The following is a 15,398-nucleotide window of genomic DNA, read 5'->3' on the forward strand; positions in this document are numbered from 1 at the left end:
ATGAAAACCGAGTTTACCCAAGCACAACTCGCCGATCCCAAGATCGCCCGCGCCAACCAGATCCTGCGATCTTGCGTGCATTGCGGCTTTTGCACCGCGACCTGCCCGACCTATCAGGTTCTGGGCGATGAGCTGGACAGCCCGAGGGGCCGCATCTACCTCATCAAGGACATGCTGGAAAACGACCGTGTGCCGGACGAGAAGACCGTCAAACATATCGACCGCTGCCTGTCGTGCCTGGCCTGCATGACCACCTGCCCCTCGGGGGTGCATTACATGCATCTGGTGGATCAGGCGCGCGAATATATCGAGGACCGCTACAAGCGGCCCTTGGGCGAGCGTGTCCTGCGCTGGATCCTCGCGCGCATCCTGCCCTATCCGATGCGGTTTCGTGTCGCTCTGCTCGGGGCCAAGATCGGACGGCCTTTTGCGCGGCTGATGCCGGATGCCCGCCTGCGCGCCATGCTGGAAATGGCCCCGAAACACATCCCCCCCGTCAGCCGCAACGACGACCCGCAGACATTCGCCCCCAAGGGCGCGCGCAAGATGCGCGTGGCGCTGATGACCGGCTGCGCGCAGCGTGCGCTCAACACCGATATCAACGACGCGACGATCCGGCTGCTCACCCGGCTCGGCTGCGAGGTGGTGGTGGCAGAGGGCGCGGGCTGCTGCGGGGCGCTGACGCATCACATGGGCAAGACCGCTGAAAGCCATGCCACGGCGGCGAAGAACATCCACGCGTGGGTGCGCGAGATGGACGGCGAAGGTCTCGATGCCATCGTAATCAACACGAGCGGATGCGGCACGACCGTGAAGGATTACGGCCACATGTTCCGCCTCGATCCACTGGCTACGGAGGCCGCGCGGGTGAGCGGCATTGCGATGGATATAAGCGAGGTGCTGATGCGGCTCGACCTGCCCGAGGGCGGCGACAAGGGGCTGACGGTCGCCTATCACGCCGCCTGTTCGCTGCAACATGGCCAGCAGATCAAGACCTATCCCAAGGACCTGCTCAAACGCGTTGGTTTCACCGTGGCCGAGCCCGCCGACAGCCATCTGTGCTGCGGCTCGGCGGGGACGTATAACCTGATGCAGCCCGCGATCTCAAAACAGTTGAAGGATCGCAAGCTGCGCACGCTGGAGGCGGTCAAACCGGACGTGATCGCCGCCGGCAATATCGGCTGCATGATGCAGATCGGCTCGGGCACCCCGGTGCCGGTGGTTCACACGGTCGAGTTGCTCGACTGGGCCACCGGCGGGCCGCAACCGCCCGCCCTGACGCGCGCCACCGAGGGGCGTGGCGCGGTTCCCATTCTGCGCTGATCGCGGCCATATTCTGGCCCGAAACGCTTGCTAGGCGGTAGGTGTATTTCGGGACCGGAGAAACCATGCTGCGCGCGCTTGCCCTTGTTGCCTGCCTTGTCACGCCATTTGCCGCGCCCGTATCTGCGCAGGATAGCCCGCTTGAGCGGCTGGATGCGGGCGACGCCGCCCGCGCCTGGGAGGCGGTGGGAAGGCTGGAGTTGGGCGGGCGCGGGTTTTGCACCGGCGCGCTGGTGGCCCCCGATCTGGTGCTGACGGCGGCGCATTGCCTGCATGACCGCACGACCGGCGCGCGGATTGATCCCGCGCGGATCGAGTTCATGGCCGGGTGGCGCAACGGGCGCGCGGCGGCCTATCGCACGGTGCGCCGGGCGGTATCGCATCCCGATTACCGGTTCGATGGCGAGGTGACGGCGGAGCGGGTGCGCAACGATGTGGCGCTGCTCGAATTGCACCACCCGATCCGCAACACCCGCATCACCCCGTTCGAGACCGACCGCCGCCCGCGCAAGGGGCAGCGCATTGGCGTGGTGAGCTATGCCAAGGGCCGCGCCGAGGCCCCGTCGCTTCAGCAGGAATGCAACGTGCTGGCGCGACAGGACGGCGTTCTGGTGATGTCCTGCGACGTGGATTTTGGCTCTTCGGGCGCGCCGGTCTTCAGCTTTGAGGGCGCGCGCGCGCGGATCGTGTCGGTGGTCTCGGCGATGGCCGAGGTGGAGGGGCGCAAGGTGGCGCTGGGCACGCAGCTCATCGCGCCGCTCGACGATCTGCGCGCGGCGCTCGATGCCGGGCAGGGGGTGTTCCAGGATGCCGCGCCCAAGGTGTTTACCTTTGGCGAGCGCCGCGACACCGGCGCGAAATTCGCCAAGCCATGAGCCGGGCGCGCCACCTCCTCGGCCTCGTCGCCGCCTTGTGCCTCGCATCCGGCGGGGCGCTGGCGCAGTCGAGCGGGCTTTCGCGGCTCACCGACCGCGACGACCTGTTGGGCTGGGAGGCCGTGGGCCGGGTCGATATCGGCACTTCCGGCTATTGCACCGGGGTGCTTATCGCGCCCGATCAGGTGCTGACGGCGGCGCATTGCGTGTTCGACCGCGCCGGGCAGGCGGTGGCGGCGGACACGATCCGGTTTCGCGCGGGGCTGCGCGACGGGGTGGTGATCGCCGAATCGGGGGTGGCGGGCTATGTCACCGCGCCGGGCTATGATCCGCGCGGCGGGATGCGGGCGGAGAATATTCGCCACGATGCCGCGCTCCTGCGTCTGGCAAGCCCGATCAACAGCGCGGTGGCCGCCCCGTTCGCGATCCACGACCGCCCCCGCGATGGCACGGCGGTGAGCGTCGTCTCTTACGGGCGCGATCGCGACCGCGCGCCGTCATGGCAACGCCGTTGCAACATGCTGTGGCGCACCGAGGGGATCATGGCGTTTGATTGCGACGTGATCTTTGGCTCTTCGGGGGCACCGGTCTTTACCCTTGAGGGACGCCGCGCGCGCATCCTGTCGCTGATCAGCGGCGGCAGCCGCGAGGGCGGCGAGCGGCGCGCCTATGGCATGGACCTGCCCGAGATCGTGGCCCGGCTCAAGCGCGATTTGCGCAGCGCCACCGCCGGGCAGGCTACCGCCAATCCGGGCTTGAGGCGCGCGCGCGTGGGCGAGGAGCGGCGCGGCATCGGTGCCCGCTTTGCCCGGCCCTGAGCCGGGTGTGCGCCTCTTGACAGGCGCGTGGTGGCTTCCCAAATCAGCGCTGTCCCGGTGCCGGTAGGCGGACCGGGGCGCAAGCGGCCTGTCTCTCCGGGGAGGGCCATTGACACTGTTATCGCTCACAGGAGGATGACCCATGCGTAATTTCGATCTTGCACCGCTCTACCGGGCCACTGTCGGTTATGACCAGATCGCCGATCTTCTGGATCGGGTGATGGCCAGCGACATGAGCCAGCCCACCTATCCGCCCTACAATATCGAAAAGACCGATGACGATGCCTACCGCATCTCGATCGCCGTTGCCGGCTTTGCTGCCGATGATCTGTCGGTCGAGGTCAAGGACGGGGCGCTGGTGATCTCGGCGCGCAAAAGCGAAGAGGGTGAGAACACGCGCAGTTATCTGCATCGCGGCATCGCCACCCGCGCCTTCGAGCGGCGCTTCCAGCTTGCCGATCATGTGCGCGTGACTGGCGCGAGCCATGCCGACGGGATGCTGCATGTCGATCTCGTGCGCGAGGTGCCCGAGGCGCTGAAGCCGCGGCGCATCGCGATCCAGAGCGCCGACACCGTGCGTGAACAGGATGTGATCGACGCCGAAAAGGTGAACTGAGGCACGGCCCTCTGGCCGTTCGGCCCGGCAGGTGCGCGCTTGCCGGGCGTTTTCGTGCTCAGGGCCGCGTGGCCTCGATCAGGGCGGTGCGGTGATCATCGCCCAGAAGGCGCAGCGTGCCGCCTTCGTCCACGTCAAAGGCCGCGACCTGTTCCAGCGCATCGAGCATGCGCCGTTCCTGCTCCATCAGCGGGTCGGGGCAGGCCATCATGGTGCTGGCCATCGGCCCGAATTGCAGGCCCTCGCCGGTCAGGGTGAAGCCGCCGATGATGCGGTTGCAGCCGCTGCTGCCCGCCACCCGACCGGCATCGAGGAAATTGAGCGACAGGCGTTCCGGCTCGATCAGCGTGGCACCGCCAAGCGCCGTCACCTGCCATGTGGCCCCGGTCAGCAGATCGGCCGGATCGCCGCCACAGCCGCGCAACACGCGTCCGTCAAGCGCAAGCTGCGCGGTGTCGGGATAGGGCATCCCGGTCATGTCGTCGTGGCACAGGCGTTCCTCGATCCGCAGCCGCGCCCTGGCCTCGGGCATGGCAAATTCATAGGCCCCCGGCACCGCCTGCGCGTCGGGGCGTGGCACCTCGTGCGAGAGGACACCGTAATCGGCCTCGATCATGGCGATCCCGGCTGCAAGCGAGACCTGCCAGCCCGGCTCGTTGCCGCGCGCGCGATAGGGGCGTTCGGCGGGGGGCGGGATTTCGCGACATTCGGGCAGATCCTGCCCGTTCAGGCGGATCATGGCAGCATCGCCCTTGTTCCATACGCTCGTGTCCGGAGTGTCCATCGCCTCGTAACGCGCGCCCGAGGCGGCCCGAACCTGCGTCATCGCAATATCGCGCCCTTCGGCGCGCAGCATGACCTCGTCGCCCAGCATCCCGACCGAAACAGCCGTGTCGCCGCAAAGGAAGTCTGTGGCAAAGGCAAGCGGCGTCACCGGCGCAAGGTCCAGTTCACCCAGGTCAACCGGCGCGGCCCCGGCGTCAAAGCCGACCCCCTCGACGATCCATCGCGGGGCACCGTTTACCTCGATCAGCGCGCGCACCGTCCCGGACAGGCCGGACGGCACATCGAGCGCAAAACCGCGCGGCATCTGGTGCCTGTCGGCCTCGGTCCCGACCTCGCCAAGCGTCACGCCGAACCGGCCCTGTGCCTGCACGATCGCCCGCGCATCGGGCGGCAGAGCAATCTTTTGCGTGTAGGTGAGGGCGCCGGTCACGGCCCGCGTCTCGCCCGCCTGACCGGATGACGGCACGCCCGATGCGACCACGAGCCCGAGGGCAAGTGCAGGAAATCGAATCATGACCGTGTCCTTCATCCCGATGCCATGGCCATAGCGTAGCGCCCGCGCGGGCCAGACCAAAGCGACGATTTCCTAAACACTCATGCAGATATACTTCATCTCCATGAATTCCTCGATGCCGTGATGGCTGCCCTCGCGGCCGAGGCCGGATTGCTTGACCCCGCCGAAGGGCGCGACCTCGGTCGAGATGATGCCGGTATTGACGCCGACGATCCCGTATTCCAGCGCTTCGGCCACCTTGGTCACGCGGCTCAGGTCGCGGGCGTAGAAATAGCTGGCCAGCCCGAAAATCGTGTCATTGGCCATCGCGATCACGTCATCCTCGTCGTTGAACCGGAACAGAGGGGCCAGCGGGCCGAAAGTCTCGTCGGTGGCAATCAGCATGTCCTGCGTGACATCCGACAGGATCGTGGGGGGCAGGAAATAACCCGGCCCCTGCACCGGCTCGCCGCCGCCCATCACCACCTTGGCCCCCTTGGCGGTGGCGTCGGCGACGTGCTCCTGCACTTTGGTGATGGCGTCCGCGTTGATGAGCGGCCCAAGCGTGGTGCCGTCGTCGAAACCGTCGCCCATCTTGAGCTTTTCCACCGCTGTCTTGAGCTTGGCGGCGAAGGCGTCATAAACGCCCGCCTGCACGTAGATGCGGTTGGCGCAGACGCAGGTCTGGCCGTTGTTGCGGAACTTGCACAGGATCGCGCCCTCGACGGCGGCATCGAGATCGGCATCGTCGAACACGATGAACGGCGCGTTGCCGCCCAACTCCATCGAGCATTTCATCACGCTGTCGGCGGCCTGGCGCAACAGGATGCGACCCACCTCGGTGGAGCCGGTGAAGGTGAGCTTGCGCACGCCGGGGTTTTCGCAGAACTCCTTGCCCACCTCGGACGCGCTGGACGATGGCAGGATGTTGAACACCCCCGCCGGGATACCTGCCCGCTCTGCCAGCACGCCCATCGCCGTGGCCGAGAGCGGCGTTTCCGTGGCGGGCCGTCCGACAAAGGCGCAGCCTGCGGCCAGCGCGGGCGCGGCCTTGCGGGTGATCATGGCGTTGGGGAAATTCCACGGCGTGATCGAGGCGGCGACGCCGATGGGCTGCCTGATGACGGTGATGCGCTTGTCGCGCTGGTGGCCGGGGATGGTCTCGCCATAGATGCGCTTGGCCTCTTCGCCGAAGAATTCGATGAAGGATGCGCCATAGGCGATCTCGCCCTTGGCCTCGGCTAGCGGCTTGCCCTGTTCGGCGGTCAGGATCACGCCGAGATCGTGCTGATGCTCCATCATCAGGTCAAAGAACCGGCGCAGCACGTTTGCGCGTTCCTTGCCGGTCCATTTGGCCCATTCTTTTTGCGCGGCCTCAGCCACGGCGATGGCATGGGCCACCTGCGCGCGGGAGAGGTCGGCCACGTTGGCGATCACGTCGCCACGGGCGGGGTTCGTTACCTCGAACGTGCCGTTATCGCCATCCACCCATTGACCGCCGATATAGGCCTTTTCCGCCAGCAGGCCTGGATCCTTCAGCATGGATTTCAGATTGGTCGTGGTCATGATGCGGTCCTCTCGCGATGTCGATTGCTCTCGCAAAGGCAAAGCAGCTTGGGCTAGGAATGTCTAGGCCCAGAGGAGGGAGACCCGATGACCGATCTGGACGCGGCCTATGCCAATGTCCCCAATATCCCCGGCGGTGCGCAATATCCCGCACGCTGGACCGTGGCGGCGCAGGCGTTCCGCGCGCGCGCCCGCGCGGAGCTTGCCTTGCCCTATGGCGACAGCCCCCGGCAGGCGATGGACCTGTTTCACCCCGAGGGCACGGCGCGGGGGGTGTGTGTCTTTGTGCATGGCGGCTATTGGCTGCGGTTCGACCGCTCGTTCTGGTCGCATCTTGCCGCCGGGCCGCTGGCGCGGGGCTGGGCGGTGGCGATGCCCTCCTATGATCTGTGCCCCGATGTGCACATCAGGGACATCACCCGGCAGATCGCGCAGGCGGTGACGGTGGCGGCGGAGCGGGTTGAGGGGCCGGTGGCCTTGGCGGGCCATTCGGCGGGTGGGCATCTGGTGGCGCGCATGGCGGTGCCGGGGGTGCTGCCCGGCGAGGTGGCGGCGCGGTTGTGCCATGTGCTGCCGATCTCGCCGGTGTCGGACCTGCGGCCGCTGTTGCAGACCTCGATGAACGACGACTTCGGTCTCGACATGGCCTCGGCAGAGGCCGAGAGCCCGGTGCTCATGCGCCCGCTGCCGGTGCCGGTCTCGGTCTGGGTGGGCGGCAGCGAATTGCCCGCCTTTCTCGATCAGGCGCGGTGGTTGTCTGCGGCCTGGGCCGCGCCGTTGGACGTGGCGCGCGGCAAGCACCATTTCGACGTGATCGAGGCGCTCGCGGACCCCGGTAGCGCGATGGTGGCGCGGCTTACCGGCTGAGCGGGGTGAACAGGGGGGCGGTGCGGCGGGGCTGTGGACGGTATTGAGCCGCCATTAGCCTCCTGTCCCCCGCGCGGAGTCAAGGCGCGCCTTGGCGCGCCGCCGCGCGAGCGCCCGACCGCCCCCTCGGGCGGGCGCTTTTGCAACGGCGCAACCCTCACAACCGTTCAAGTATTTTGCGCCATAAAGCGCTTTCAACAACCGTTGCAGCGCCCACCCGGCGGTCGGGCACTCGCGCGGCTCATCGGCCGTTGAGCCAAGTCTTCCTCCAAGCCATCCAAGACCCGCGCCAAAGGCGTGCCCGGTGCGGCGGGGAAACGGCTGCTCCCGGCCCCGGCTAGGCACCGCCCGCCGCCTTTACCCTTTGACAACACCCCGCTCCAAGATTGGGCGCGTCCCTCTTGATGCCCTCAATCCCCGGAGTTCACGCGATGCAAGACCACTCTCCGCGCCTGTCGCTGCCGTTCATCCTGCCCTCGCAGGCCCAGAAACACGTCACCCATAACGAGGCGCTGACCCGGCTTGATATCGCCGTGCAACTGGCCGTCGAGGGGATCGCGGCCAGCAGCCCCCCGGCCCTGCCCGAGGCGGGGCAGGTCTGGGCGCTGGGCGCGGCCCCCATCGGGGCCTGGGCCGGGCAGGCCGACATGCTTGCTGCCTTTGTCAACGAAAGCTGGCTGTTCATCGCTCCCGGCGAGGGCTGGCTTGCGCTCGACAAGAGCGATGGGCGGCTCTATCGCCGCGCGGGCACGGGCTGGGTGCCGCTTGCGCCGCCATTGCTCGATAATCTCGACGGGGTGGGGATCAACGCAAGCCATGATGCCACCAACCGCCTCGCGCTCTCGGCCCCTGCCACGCTCCTGAACCACGAGGGCGCGGGCCACCAGCTCAAGATCAACAAGGCCACGGCGGGCGATACCGCAAGCCTGCTGTTCCAGACCGGCTTTGGCGGGCGCGCCGAGATGGGCACCGGCGGCAGCGACGATTTCACCGTCAAGGTGAGCGCCGATGGGGCCGGTTGGGTGACGGCGCTGAGCCTTGACGCTGCCACTGGGCAGGCCAGCGGTGCGGCGATCCAGCAAAGCGCCACGGATGCTACGCCGGGGCGGCTTTTGACCGCCGGGGCCTTTGGCTGGGGGCAAAGCGGGGCCGGGGTGGTGCTGGCCGATCTCGACGATCCGGCGCAGGCTGCGGGCAGTTATGCGGTTGAGGCCGCAACGCTCGGCCCCCGCCCCGCCGGGGCCGACACCGGGCTGTGCCTGTCGATGCGGCTCGGGGCCGGTGATCTGGCGCAGATTTTCATCGGCGCGGATGGCGCGGTGCTTGCCTTTCGCGCGCGCTCGGGCGGGGTGTGGGGCGCGTGGCAGGCGGTGCAGGGCAGCCACAACACCACCCGCGTGAGCACACCCGATGGCGAGGTGCTGCGCAGCCCCGACGGCACGCAGGTCTGCCGCCACACGCTCACCCTTGACGCCCCCGGCACCGCGCTTGGCGCGCTTTTTGCCGGGGCGACCGAGACCGCCTGGAGCTATCCCGCCGCCTTTGCCCCCGGCACGCGCCCGACGCTGATGGCGAGTGCGACCACGGCCACCGGTCTGTGGATCGCCACGCGGGCGGGCGATGCGCTCACGGGGCACCTGCGCGCGATGGCGGCGGTGAGCGGGGCAACCGCGCCCGATGTCACGGTAACGGCGATCGGGCGCTGGGCGTGATCAGCCCTTGGCACCCTCGCCTCGGGCATAGATATCCTCGTAGCGGATGATGTCATCCTCGCCCAGATAGGTTCCGGTCTGCACCTCGATGAGGACCATCGCCACCTTGCCGGGGTTTTCCATCCGGTGCACCGCGCCCAGCGGGATATAGACCGACTGGTTCTCGGTCACCAATGTCACCGTGTCGTCGATGGTTACCTTGGCGGTGCCCTCGACGACGATCCAGTGCTCGGAGCGGTGGTGGTGGCTTTGCAATGACAGCGCCGCGCCGGGATTGACATGGATGCGCTTGACCTGAAAGCGCCCGCCCGTGGCGAGGCTCTCGAACCAGCCCCAGGGGCGGTAATCGCGCGGCAGCGTCTCGGCCTGTTTCGCGCCCTGGGTCTTGAGCGCCGCGACCGCCTGTTTCACATCCTGCGCGCGGTCCTTGTGCGCGACCAGCACCGCGTCGGGCATGGCCACGGCGATCACATCCTCAAGGCCGATCCCCACCAGCACCTGTTGGCTGTCCTCGGCGCGCAGGAGCGTGCCCGCGCAATCAATCGCGGTGGCGGGGCCGGAGGTGACGGTGCCGCCCGCATCGGGGCCGCTCTCGCGCCACACGGCATCCCAGCCGCCAAGGTCCGACCACGCGCCGCCATAGGGGACCACGGTGAGGTTGTCGGCCTTCTCCATCACCGCGTAATCCACGGAAATCTCGTCGCATTCGGCCCACGGCCCCGGCGCGAGGCGCAGGAAATGCAGATCGCGCGCGGCCCCCTCGACGGCGCGGCGCATAGCGGCCAGCATCGCGGGCTGATGGGTCTCGAACGCGGCGATGATCGCCTCGGTGGAAAAGAGGAAAATGCCCGCGTTCCACAGGTGCATCCCGCCCGCGAGCAGCGCCTCCGCCGTCGCGGTATCGGGCTTTTCGACAAAGCCATCGAGCGGTTGCGGCACCGGGGCGAACCCGTCTTGCGGGGCGGCACTCAGGGCGAGCCAGCCATAGCCCGTCTCGGGCCGGTCGGGGCGGATGCCGAAGGTGACGATCCGCCCCGCCTCTGCTGCGGGCACCGCCGCCATGACCGCCGCGCGGAATGCGGCCCCATCTGGGATGACGTGATCGGAGGGTGCCACCAGCATCAGCGCGCCGGGCGCGCGGGCGTGCAATTCCAGCGCGGCGGCGAGGATCGCGGGGGCGGTGTTGCGCCCCTCCGGCTCGATCAGCGTGGCGGCGGCGGCGATCTCGATGGCGGCCAGTTGTTCGGTCACGACAAAGCGGTAATCCGATGCGGTGATGATCGTGGGCGCGGCAAAGCCCGGCCCCGATAGCCGCCGGGCCGAGGCCTGAAACAGGCTCTCAGTGCCGGTGAGCCGGGTGAACTGCTTGGGGTAGCTTTTGCGCGACAAGGGCCAGAGCCGCGTGCCCGAGCCACCGCAGAGCAGAAGCGGGTGAATATCCTGTGCCATCGTTACGCCCTCCCTCGGTCCGGCTCAGCCGCGAAACCTGTCCTGATTGTCGAGAAACCAGCGATAGGTCTCGGCGATCCCGTCTTCCAGCCCGATCCGCGCCCGCCAGCCCATATCCGCGAGGCGGCCCACATCCATCAGCTTGCGCATGGTGCCGTCGGGCTTGGTGGGGTCGGTGGCGATCCGGCCTTGATAGCCCGTCACCTGCGCCACCATCTGTGCGAGGTCGCGAATGGTGATATCCTCACCGGTGCCCAAGTTGATATGGCTCAGCATCGGCTGCGTGTTGGCGTCATATGTGGCGCGGTCAAGGTCGAGCACGAAAAGCGACGCGCGGGCCATGTCATCGACATGCAGGAACTCGCGTCGTGGCGTCCCCGATCCCCAGATCATCACCTCATCGCGGCCCTCTTGCACCGCCTCGTGAAAGCGGCGGATGAGCGCGGGCAGGACGTGGGAATTCTCGGGGTGGAAATTGTCGCCGGGGCCATAGAGGTTGGTCGGCATGACCGAGCGGTAATCGGTGCCATGCTGGCGGTTATAGCTCTCGCAAAGCTTGATGCCTGCGATCTTGGCGATGGCGTAGGGCTCGTTGGTGGGTTCCAGCGTGCCGGTCAGCAGCGCATCCTCGCGCATCGGCTGCGGGGCCTCGCGAGGATAGATGCAGCTTGAGCCAAGCTGCAACAACCGCCGCACGCCCGCGCGGTAGGCCTGATGGATCACGTTGCATTCGATCATCAGGTTTTCATAGATGAAATCCGCCGGGTAGGTGTTGTTGGCATGGATGCCACCCACCTTGGCCGCCGCGAGGATCACCATATCGGGGCGGTGATCGTGCATGAACCCTGCGACCGCCGCCTGATCCGTCAGGTCCAGCTCGGCATGGGTGGCGGTGACAAGATCAATTTCTTCGCCCTGCGCGCGCCGCGCCTCAAGTTGACGCAAGATCGCGCCCCCAACCATGCCGCGATGGCCTGCAACGTAGATTTTCGGCATGAACCTGCCTTCTCTCGAATACACGATCCGGTTTGGCACGACATACCGTGCTGGTCCAGAGCGGATAGTGTTGGCCGGATGCGCAGGGGCGGCGGGGGCTTGGCGAATGCCGGGTTTGTGTCGCCGTCCCGCGCGCAGCAGCGTGGACAAACCCGCCCGCCCCGGCCTACATCAAGGCGGTGCTGCCCGCAGCCGGGGCCGGGCACGCCGGGCAAGGTGGATCGGAAGGGACCATTATGGGGTATGTGACGCAGATTCTCGAAATTCTGGCGCTTTTGTTCGTGGTCTTTCTGGGCACAGCGATGCTTGGGGTGCTGCTGTTCTATGTCATCGACAGGGTGCAGCCGGGCGACGCGATTCGCCGCAACTATCCGGTGATCGGGCGCTTTCGCGGGCTGTTCACCAAGCTGGGCGAATTCTTTCGCCAGTATTTCTTTGCGATGGACCGCGAGGAAATGCCGTTCAACCGCGCGCAGCGCGACTGGGTGGCGCACGCGACCAGCGGCAAGGGCAATACCATCGCCTTTGGCTCCACCCGCAACCTGAATGTGCCGGGCACGCCTATTTTCGTGCCGGCGGTGTTTCCGCCGCTCGACGGTCAATTTGCGGCGACCGCGCCGATGGAGATCGGGCCGGGGGCGGCGATCCCCTACAAGGCGAAATCCATCTTCAACGTCTCCGGCATGAGCTATGGCGCGATCTCGCGCCCGGCGGTCGAGGCGCTGAGCCGGGGGGCGGCGACGGCGGGGATCTGGCTCAATACCGGCGAGGGGGGCTTGAGCCCCTATCACCTCACCGGCAATTGCGACATCGTCTATCAGATCGGCACGGCAAAATATGGCGTGCGTGATGCCGAGGGGCATCTGAGCGACGAGAAGCTGCGCAAGATGTCGGATAACCCGTGCGTCAGGATGTTCGAGATCAAGCTGGCGCAGGGGGCCAAGCCCGGCAAGGGCGGGATCCTGCCCGGTGCCAAGGTCGATGCCGAGGTGGCTCGGATTCGCGGCATTGCCGTGGGCGAGGACAGCATCTCGCCCAACCGTCACGCCGAGGTGGACGGGTTCGATGACCTGCTCGACATGATCTGTCATATCCGCGAGGTGACGGGGCGGCCCGTGGGTTTCAAGACGGTGATTGGCTCGTCCGAGGCGTGGGAGCCGCTTTTCGAGCGGATCGTCGCGCGCGGCCCAGACTGTGCGCCCGATTTCATCACCATTGACGGCGGCGAGGGCGGCACGGGGGCCGCGCCCATGCCGCTGATGGATCTGGTGGGCATGCCGCTGCGCGACGCGCTGCCGCGCATCGTCGACCTGCGCGACCGCTACGGCCTGAAAGATCGTATCCGCATGATCGCAAGCGGCAAGCTGGTCAATCCCGGCGATGTCGCCTGGGCGATCTGTGCCGGTGCCGATTTCGTCACCTCGGCGCGCGGCTTCATGTTCTCTTTGGGCTGTATCCAGGCGCTGAAATGCAACAAGAATACCTGCCCGACGGGCATCACCACCCATGATGCCTATCTGCAACGCGGGCTGGTGGTGGAAGACAAATACATGAAGGTCGCCAATTACGCCAAATCCATCATCAAGGAGGTGGAGACCATCGCCCATTCCGTTGGCGTGGCTGAGCCGCGCCAGATGCGGCGGCGGCACGTGCGGCTGGTGCAGGCCGATGGCACCTCGATCCGCTTCAACGAGATTCGCCCGAGTTACAACGCCGACGCAGGCGTGTAAGCGGGGCGCTGGACGCTGGCGGCTGGTCTGGAGTGCTTCGACCGCTATATATCGAGCAACGGATCAGGAGGACGCTATGGCCAACCGCTGGAAGAATGATCTCGGCGACCGCGATGTGACCCCCGAGGCGGTCTACATGACTCGCCGTCAGTGGATGGCGGGCGCGGCGGGGCTGGGCCTTGTCGGGGCAGGGCGCGCGGCGCGGGCCGAGGTGCCCGAGCCGAATGCCTGGGAGGATATAACCTCCTATAACAACTACTACGAGTTCGGCACCGACAAGGGCGATCCGGCGCGCCATGCCCATCGGCTGACCGTGCAGCCTTGGACTGTGCGTATCGACGGGCTGGTGGACCGGCCCGGCGCGTATGATTTCGCCGACATCATGGCGCGCATGACCATCGAAGAGCGGATTTACCGCTTCCGCTGTGTCGAGGCCTGGTCGATGGTGGTGCCGTGGAACGGGTTCGAGCTTGCCGACCTGCTCGATATGGCGGGGGTGCAGGCGGGGGCGAAATACGTGGCGTTCGAGACCGTGCTACGGCCTGAGGAGATGCCCGGTGTGCGCTACCCGGTGCTGGATTGGCCCTATGTCGAGGGGCTACGGCTTGATGAGGCGCGGCACCCGCTGACGATCATGGCCACGGGTATTTATGGCCGTGACATTCCCAACCAGAATGGCGCGCCGCTGCGGCTGGTGGTTCCGTGGAAATACGGCTTCAAGTCGATCAAATCGGTGGTGCGGATCACGCTGACCGAGGCCGAGCCGGCGACAAGCTGGAACAAGGCCAACCCGCGCGAATACGGCTTTTACAGCAACGTCAATCCCGAGGTGGATCATCCCCGCTGGTCACAGGCCACCGAGCGGCGCATCGGCGGCGGCCTCTTCGCGGGCCGCGAGCCGACGCTGATGTTCAACGGCTATGCCGATGAGGTGGCGGGGCTTTACGCGGGCATGGACCTCAAGACGTATTTCTGAGGATGCGCGACCGGATCAACGCGCTGGCGCGGCGGGTGCCGGTTTGGGCCGTCTGGCTTGGCTATGGCTGGGCCGCGCCCTGGCTGGTGTATCTGGGCGCGACCGGCGGGTTGGGTGCAGAGCCGATCAAGACGCTGGAGCGGGAGTTGGGCGAGATTGCGCTGCAACTGCTGATCATCGGGCTGTGCCTGACGCCGCTGCGCCGATATCTTGGCGTGAACCTGCTGCGGTTTCGCCGCGCGATCGGGCTGCTGGCGTTTTGCTATGTCAGCCTGCATCTGGCGGTATGGCTGTTTCTCGATGTGCAGGACGCGGGGCGCATCTGGGCCGATATCGTCAAGCGGCCCTATGTGACGGTCGGCATGACGGCGTTCGCGCTGATGATCCCGCTGGCGCTGACCTCGAATGATCGTGCGGTGCGGTGGCTTGGGGCGCGCTGGCGGCGGCTGCACCGGCTGGCCTATGCGGTGGCGGTGCTGGGGGCGGTGCATTTCATCTGGCTCTCCAAGGGGTTTCAGATCGAACCGCTGGCCTATCTGGCGGTGATTGTGGTGCTGCTGGCGCTGCGCCTGCCGGATATTAAAGGTTTGGCAAGGCGCGCGCGCTAGGCTCATCCTCGAGAGGAGGGCCGAGATGAAGAGGCCACCGGGCTATGACGGGCTGATGGAGCGGATGGCGCGCGAGCTTGGGCTCGAGATCATCCCCGACCGGGCGGCCATTGGATTGTCGCAGCAGGATATAACGCGGCTGATGCAGCGCTGTGCCGCCTGTTCGGAAGCCGAGGATTGCCGCAAGAGGCTGGGACGGCCAGAGGCGCAAGACCTGCCGCCCGCCTATTGCTCGAACCGCAAGCTGCTCGTGTTCCTGGCCAGGCGACTCGCGGAGGAGGGTGATTGACGGCCGTGGCGACAGGTCACGACGGAGAGAAAACCGCGTTCCCAGACCTCGCCTGTGGATAAGTCTCGCGCCGCTCGCGCCCGTGTGTCGGTGCGGGAAATAAAGTTGCGTATAGCGGGCATAAAACTTGTCGATCCATCCCTTAACCCGTTCATTTCTCGATAAAATCGGGATTTGTGTAAAAAACATGACGAAGGGCGAAAAAACCACTTGCGACTCTTTGCGAGTATCCGTAAACCCGCCTTCACCGACACGGCGGGGACGCGGTGTTGGGGCGCTGGACGGGCTGGTTGG

Annotated in this window: 14 protein-coding genes; 10 read left to right on the forward strand and 4 right to left on the reverse strand. The window is 66.7% G+C overall.

Features of this window, described 5'->3' with window-relative positions; genetic code table 11:
* The 4 genes from glcF (at position 1) to ABIE58_RS09745 (ending at position 3,632) form a co-directional block, all read left to right on the forward strand.
* A complete protein-coding gene (gene glcF, locus ABIE58_RS09730; RefSeq protein WP_354544518.1) occupies positions 1 to 1,323 on the forward strand; it encodes a glycolate oxidase subunit GlcF in 1,323 nt (440 codons plus the stop codon).
* A 65-nt stretch (positions 1,324 to 1,388) separates the two neighbouring features.
* Positions 1,389 to 2,198, forward strand: coding sequence for a trypsin-like serine peptidase (locus ABIE58_RS09735; protein ID WP_354544519.1), 810 nt, complete (start codon positions 1,389 to 1,391; stop codon positions 2,196 to 2,198).
* Positions 2,195 to 3,016, forward strand: coding sequence for a trypsin-like serine peptidase (locus ABIE58_RS09740; protein WP_354544520.1), 822 nt, complete (start codon positions 2,195 to 2,197; stop codon positions 3,014 to 3,016). The genes ABIE58_RS09735 and ABIE58_RS09740 overlap by 4 nt, the downstream gene beginning before the upstream one ends.
* Before the next feature lie 142 nt (positions 3,017 to 3,158).
* Positions 3,159 to 3,632: an Hsp20 family protein gene (locus tag ABIE58_RS09745; RefSeq protein ID WP_354544521.1), complete on the forward strand. Its 474-nt coding sequence runs from the start codon at positions 3,159 to 3,161 to the stop codon at positions 3,630 to 3,632.
* Between the two features lie 58 nt (positions 3,633 to 3,690).
* Here the strand turns inward: ABIE58_RS09745 and ABIE58_RS09750 are convergent, their stop codons facing one another.
* A complete protein-coding gene (locus ABIE58_RS09750; protein ID WP_354544522.1) occupies positions 3,691 to 4,932 on the reverse strand; it encodes an META domain-containing protein in 1,242 nt (413 codons plus the stop codon).
* 72 nt (positions 4,933 to 5,004) lie between these two features.
* Positions 5,005 to 6,477 (reverse strand): NAD-dependent succinate-semialdehyde dehydrogenase, encoded by a 1,473-nt coding sequence (locus ABIE58_RS09755; RefSeq protein WP_354544523.1) that lies wholly within the window; start codon positions 6,475 to 6,477, stop codon positions 5,005 to 5,007.
* 87 nt (positions 6,478 to 6,564) lie between these two features.
* Between ABIE58_RS09755 and ABIE58_RS09760 the strand changes: the two genes are divergently transcribed.
* On the forward strand, positions 6,565 to 7,344 hold the full coding sequence (locus ABIE58_RS09760) for a hormone-sensitive lipase (protein ID WP_354544524.1): 780 nt from the start codon (positions 6,565 to 6,567) through the stop codon (positions 7,342 to 7,344).
* 431 nt (positions 7,345 to 7,775) lie between these two features.
* Positions 7,776 to 9,056, forward strand: coding sequence for a DUF2793 domain-containing protein (locus tag ABIE58_RS09765; RefSeq protein WP_354544525.1), 1,281 nt, complete (start codon positions 7,776 to 7,778; stop codon positions 9,054 to 9,056).
* On the opposite strand, the gene ABIE58_RS09770 is transcribed toward ABIE58_RS09765, so the two are convergent.
* Positions 9,057 to 10,505, reverse strand: coding sequence for a mannose-1-phosphate guanylyltransferase/mannose-6-phosphate isomerase (locus ABIE58_RS09770; protein WP_354544526.1), 1,449 nt, complete (start codon positions 10,503 to 10,505; stop codon positions 9,057 to 9,059). It abuts the gene before it with no gap.
* 24 nt (positions 10,506 to 10,529) lie between these two features.
* A complete protein-coding gene (gene fcl / locus ABIE58_RS09775) occupies positions 10,530 to 11,501 on the reverse strand; it encodes a GDP-L-fucose synthase (RefSeq protein ID WP_354544527.1) in 972 nt (323 codons plus the stop codon).
* A gap of 236 nt (positions 11,502 to 11,737) precedes the next feature.
* On the opposite strand from fcl, the gene ABIE58_RS09780 reads away from it, so the two are divergent.
* The 4 genes from ABIE58_RS09780 to ABIE58_RS09795 all read left to right on the forward strand — a co-directional run bounded on the left by ABIE58_RS09780 (position 11,738) and on the right by ABIE58_RS09795 (position 15,104).
* Positions 11,738 to 13,231: an FMN-binding glutamate synthase family protein gene (locus ABIE58_RS09780; protein WP_354544528.1), complete on the forward strand. Its 1,494-nt coding sequence runs from the start codon at positions 11,738 to 11,740 to the stop codon at positions 13,229 to 13,231.
* A 76-nt stretch (positions 13,232 to 13,307) separates the two neighbouring features.
* Positions 13,308 to 14,207 (forward strand): protein-methionine-sulfoxide reductase catalytic subunit MsrP, encoded by a 900-nt coding sequence (gene msrP / locus ABIE58_RS09785; protein WP_354544529.1) that lies wholly within the window; start codon positions 13,308 to 13,310, stop codon positions 14,205 to 14,207.
* A 2-nt stretch (positions 14,208 to 14,209) separates the two neighbouring features.
* Entirely contained in the window at positions 14,210 to 14,815 is a 606-nt protein-coding gene (gene msrQ, locus ABIE58_RS09790) for a protein-methionine-sulfoxide reductase heme-binding subunit MsrQ (RefSeq protein WP_354544530.1), read from the forward strand.
* 25 nt (positions 14,816 to 14,840) lie between these two features.
* Positions 14,841 to 15,104: a DUF6455 family protein gene (locus ABIE58_RS09795; protein WP_354544531.1), complete on the forward strand. Its 264-nt coding sequence runs from the start codon at positions 14,841 to 14,843 to the stop codon at positions 15,102 to 15,104.
* Positions 15,105 to 15,398: the final 294 nt, after the last annotated feature.

This window comes from Roseovarius sp. MBR-78 (genome assembly GCF_040547535.1).
Taxonomy (GTDB): Bacteria; Pseudomonadota; Alphaproteobacteria; order Rhodobacterales; family Rhodobacteraceae; genus Roseovarius.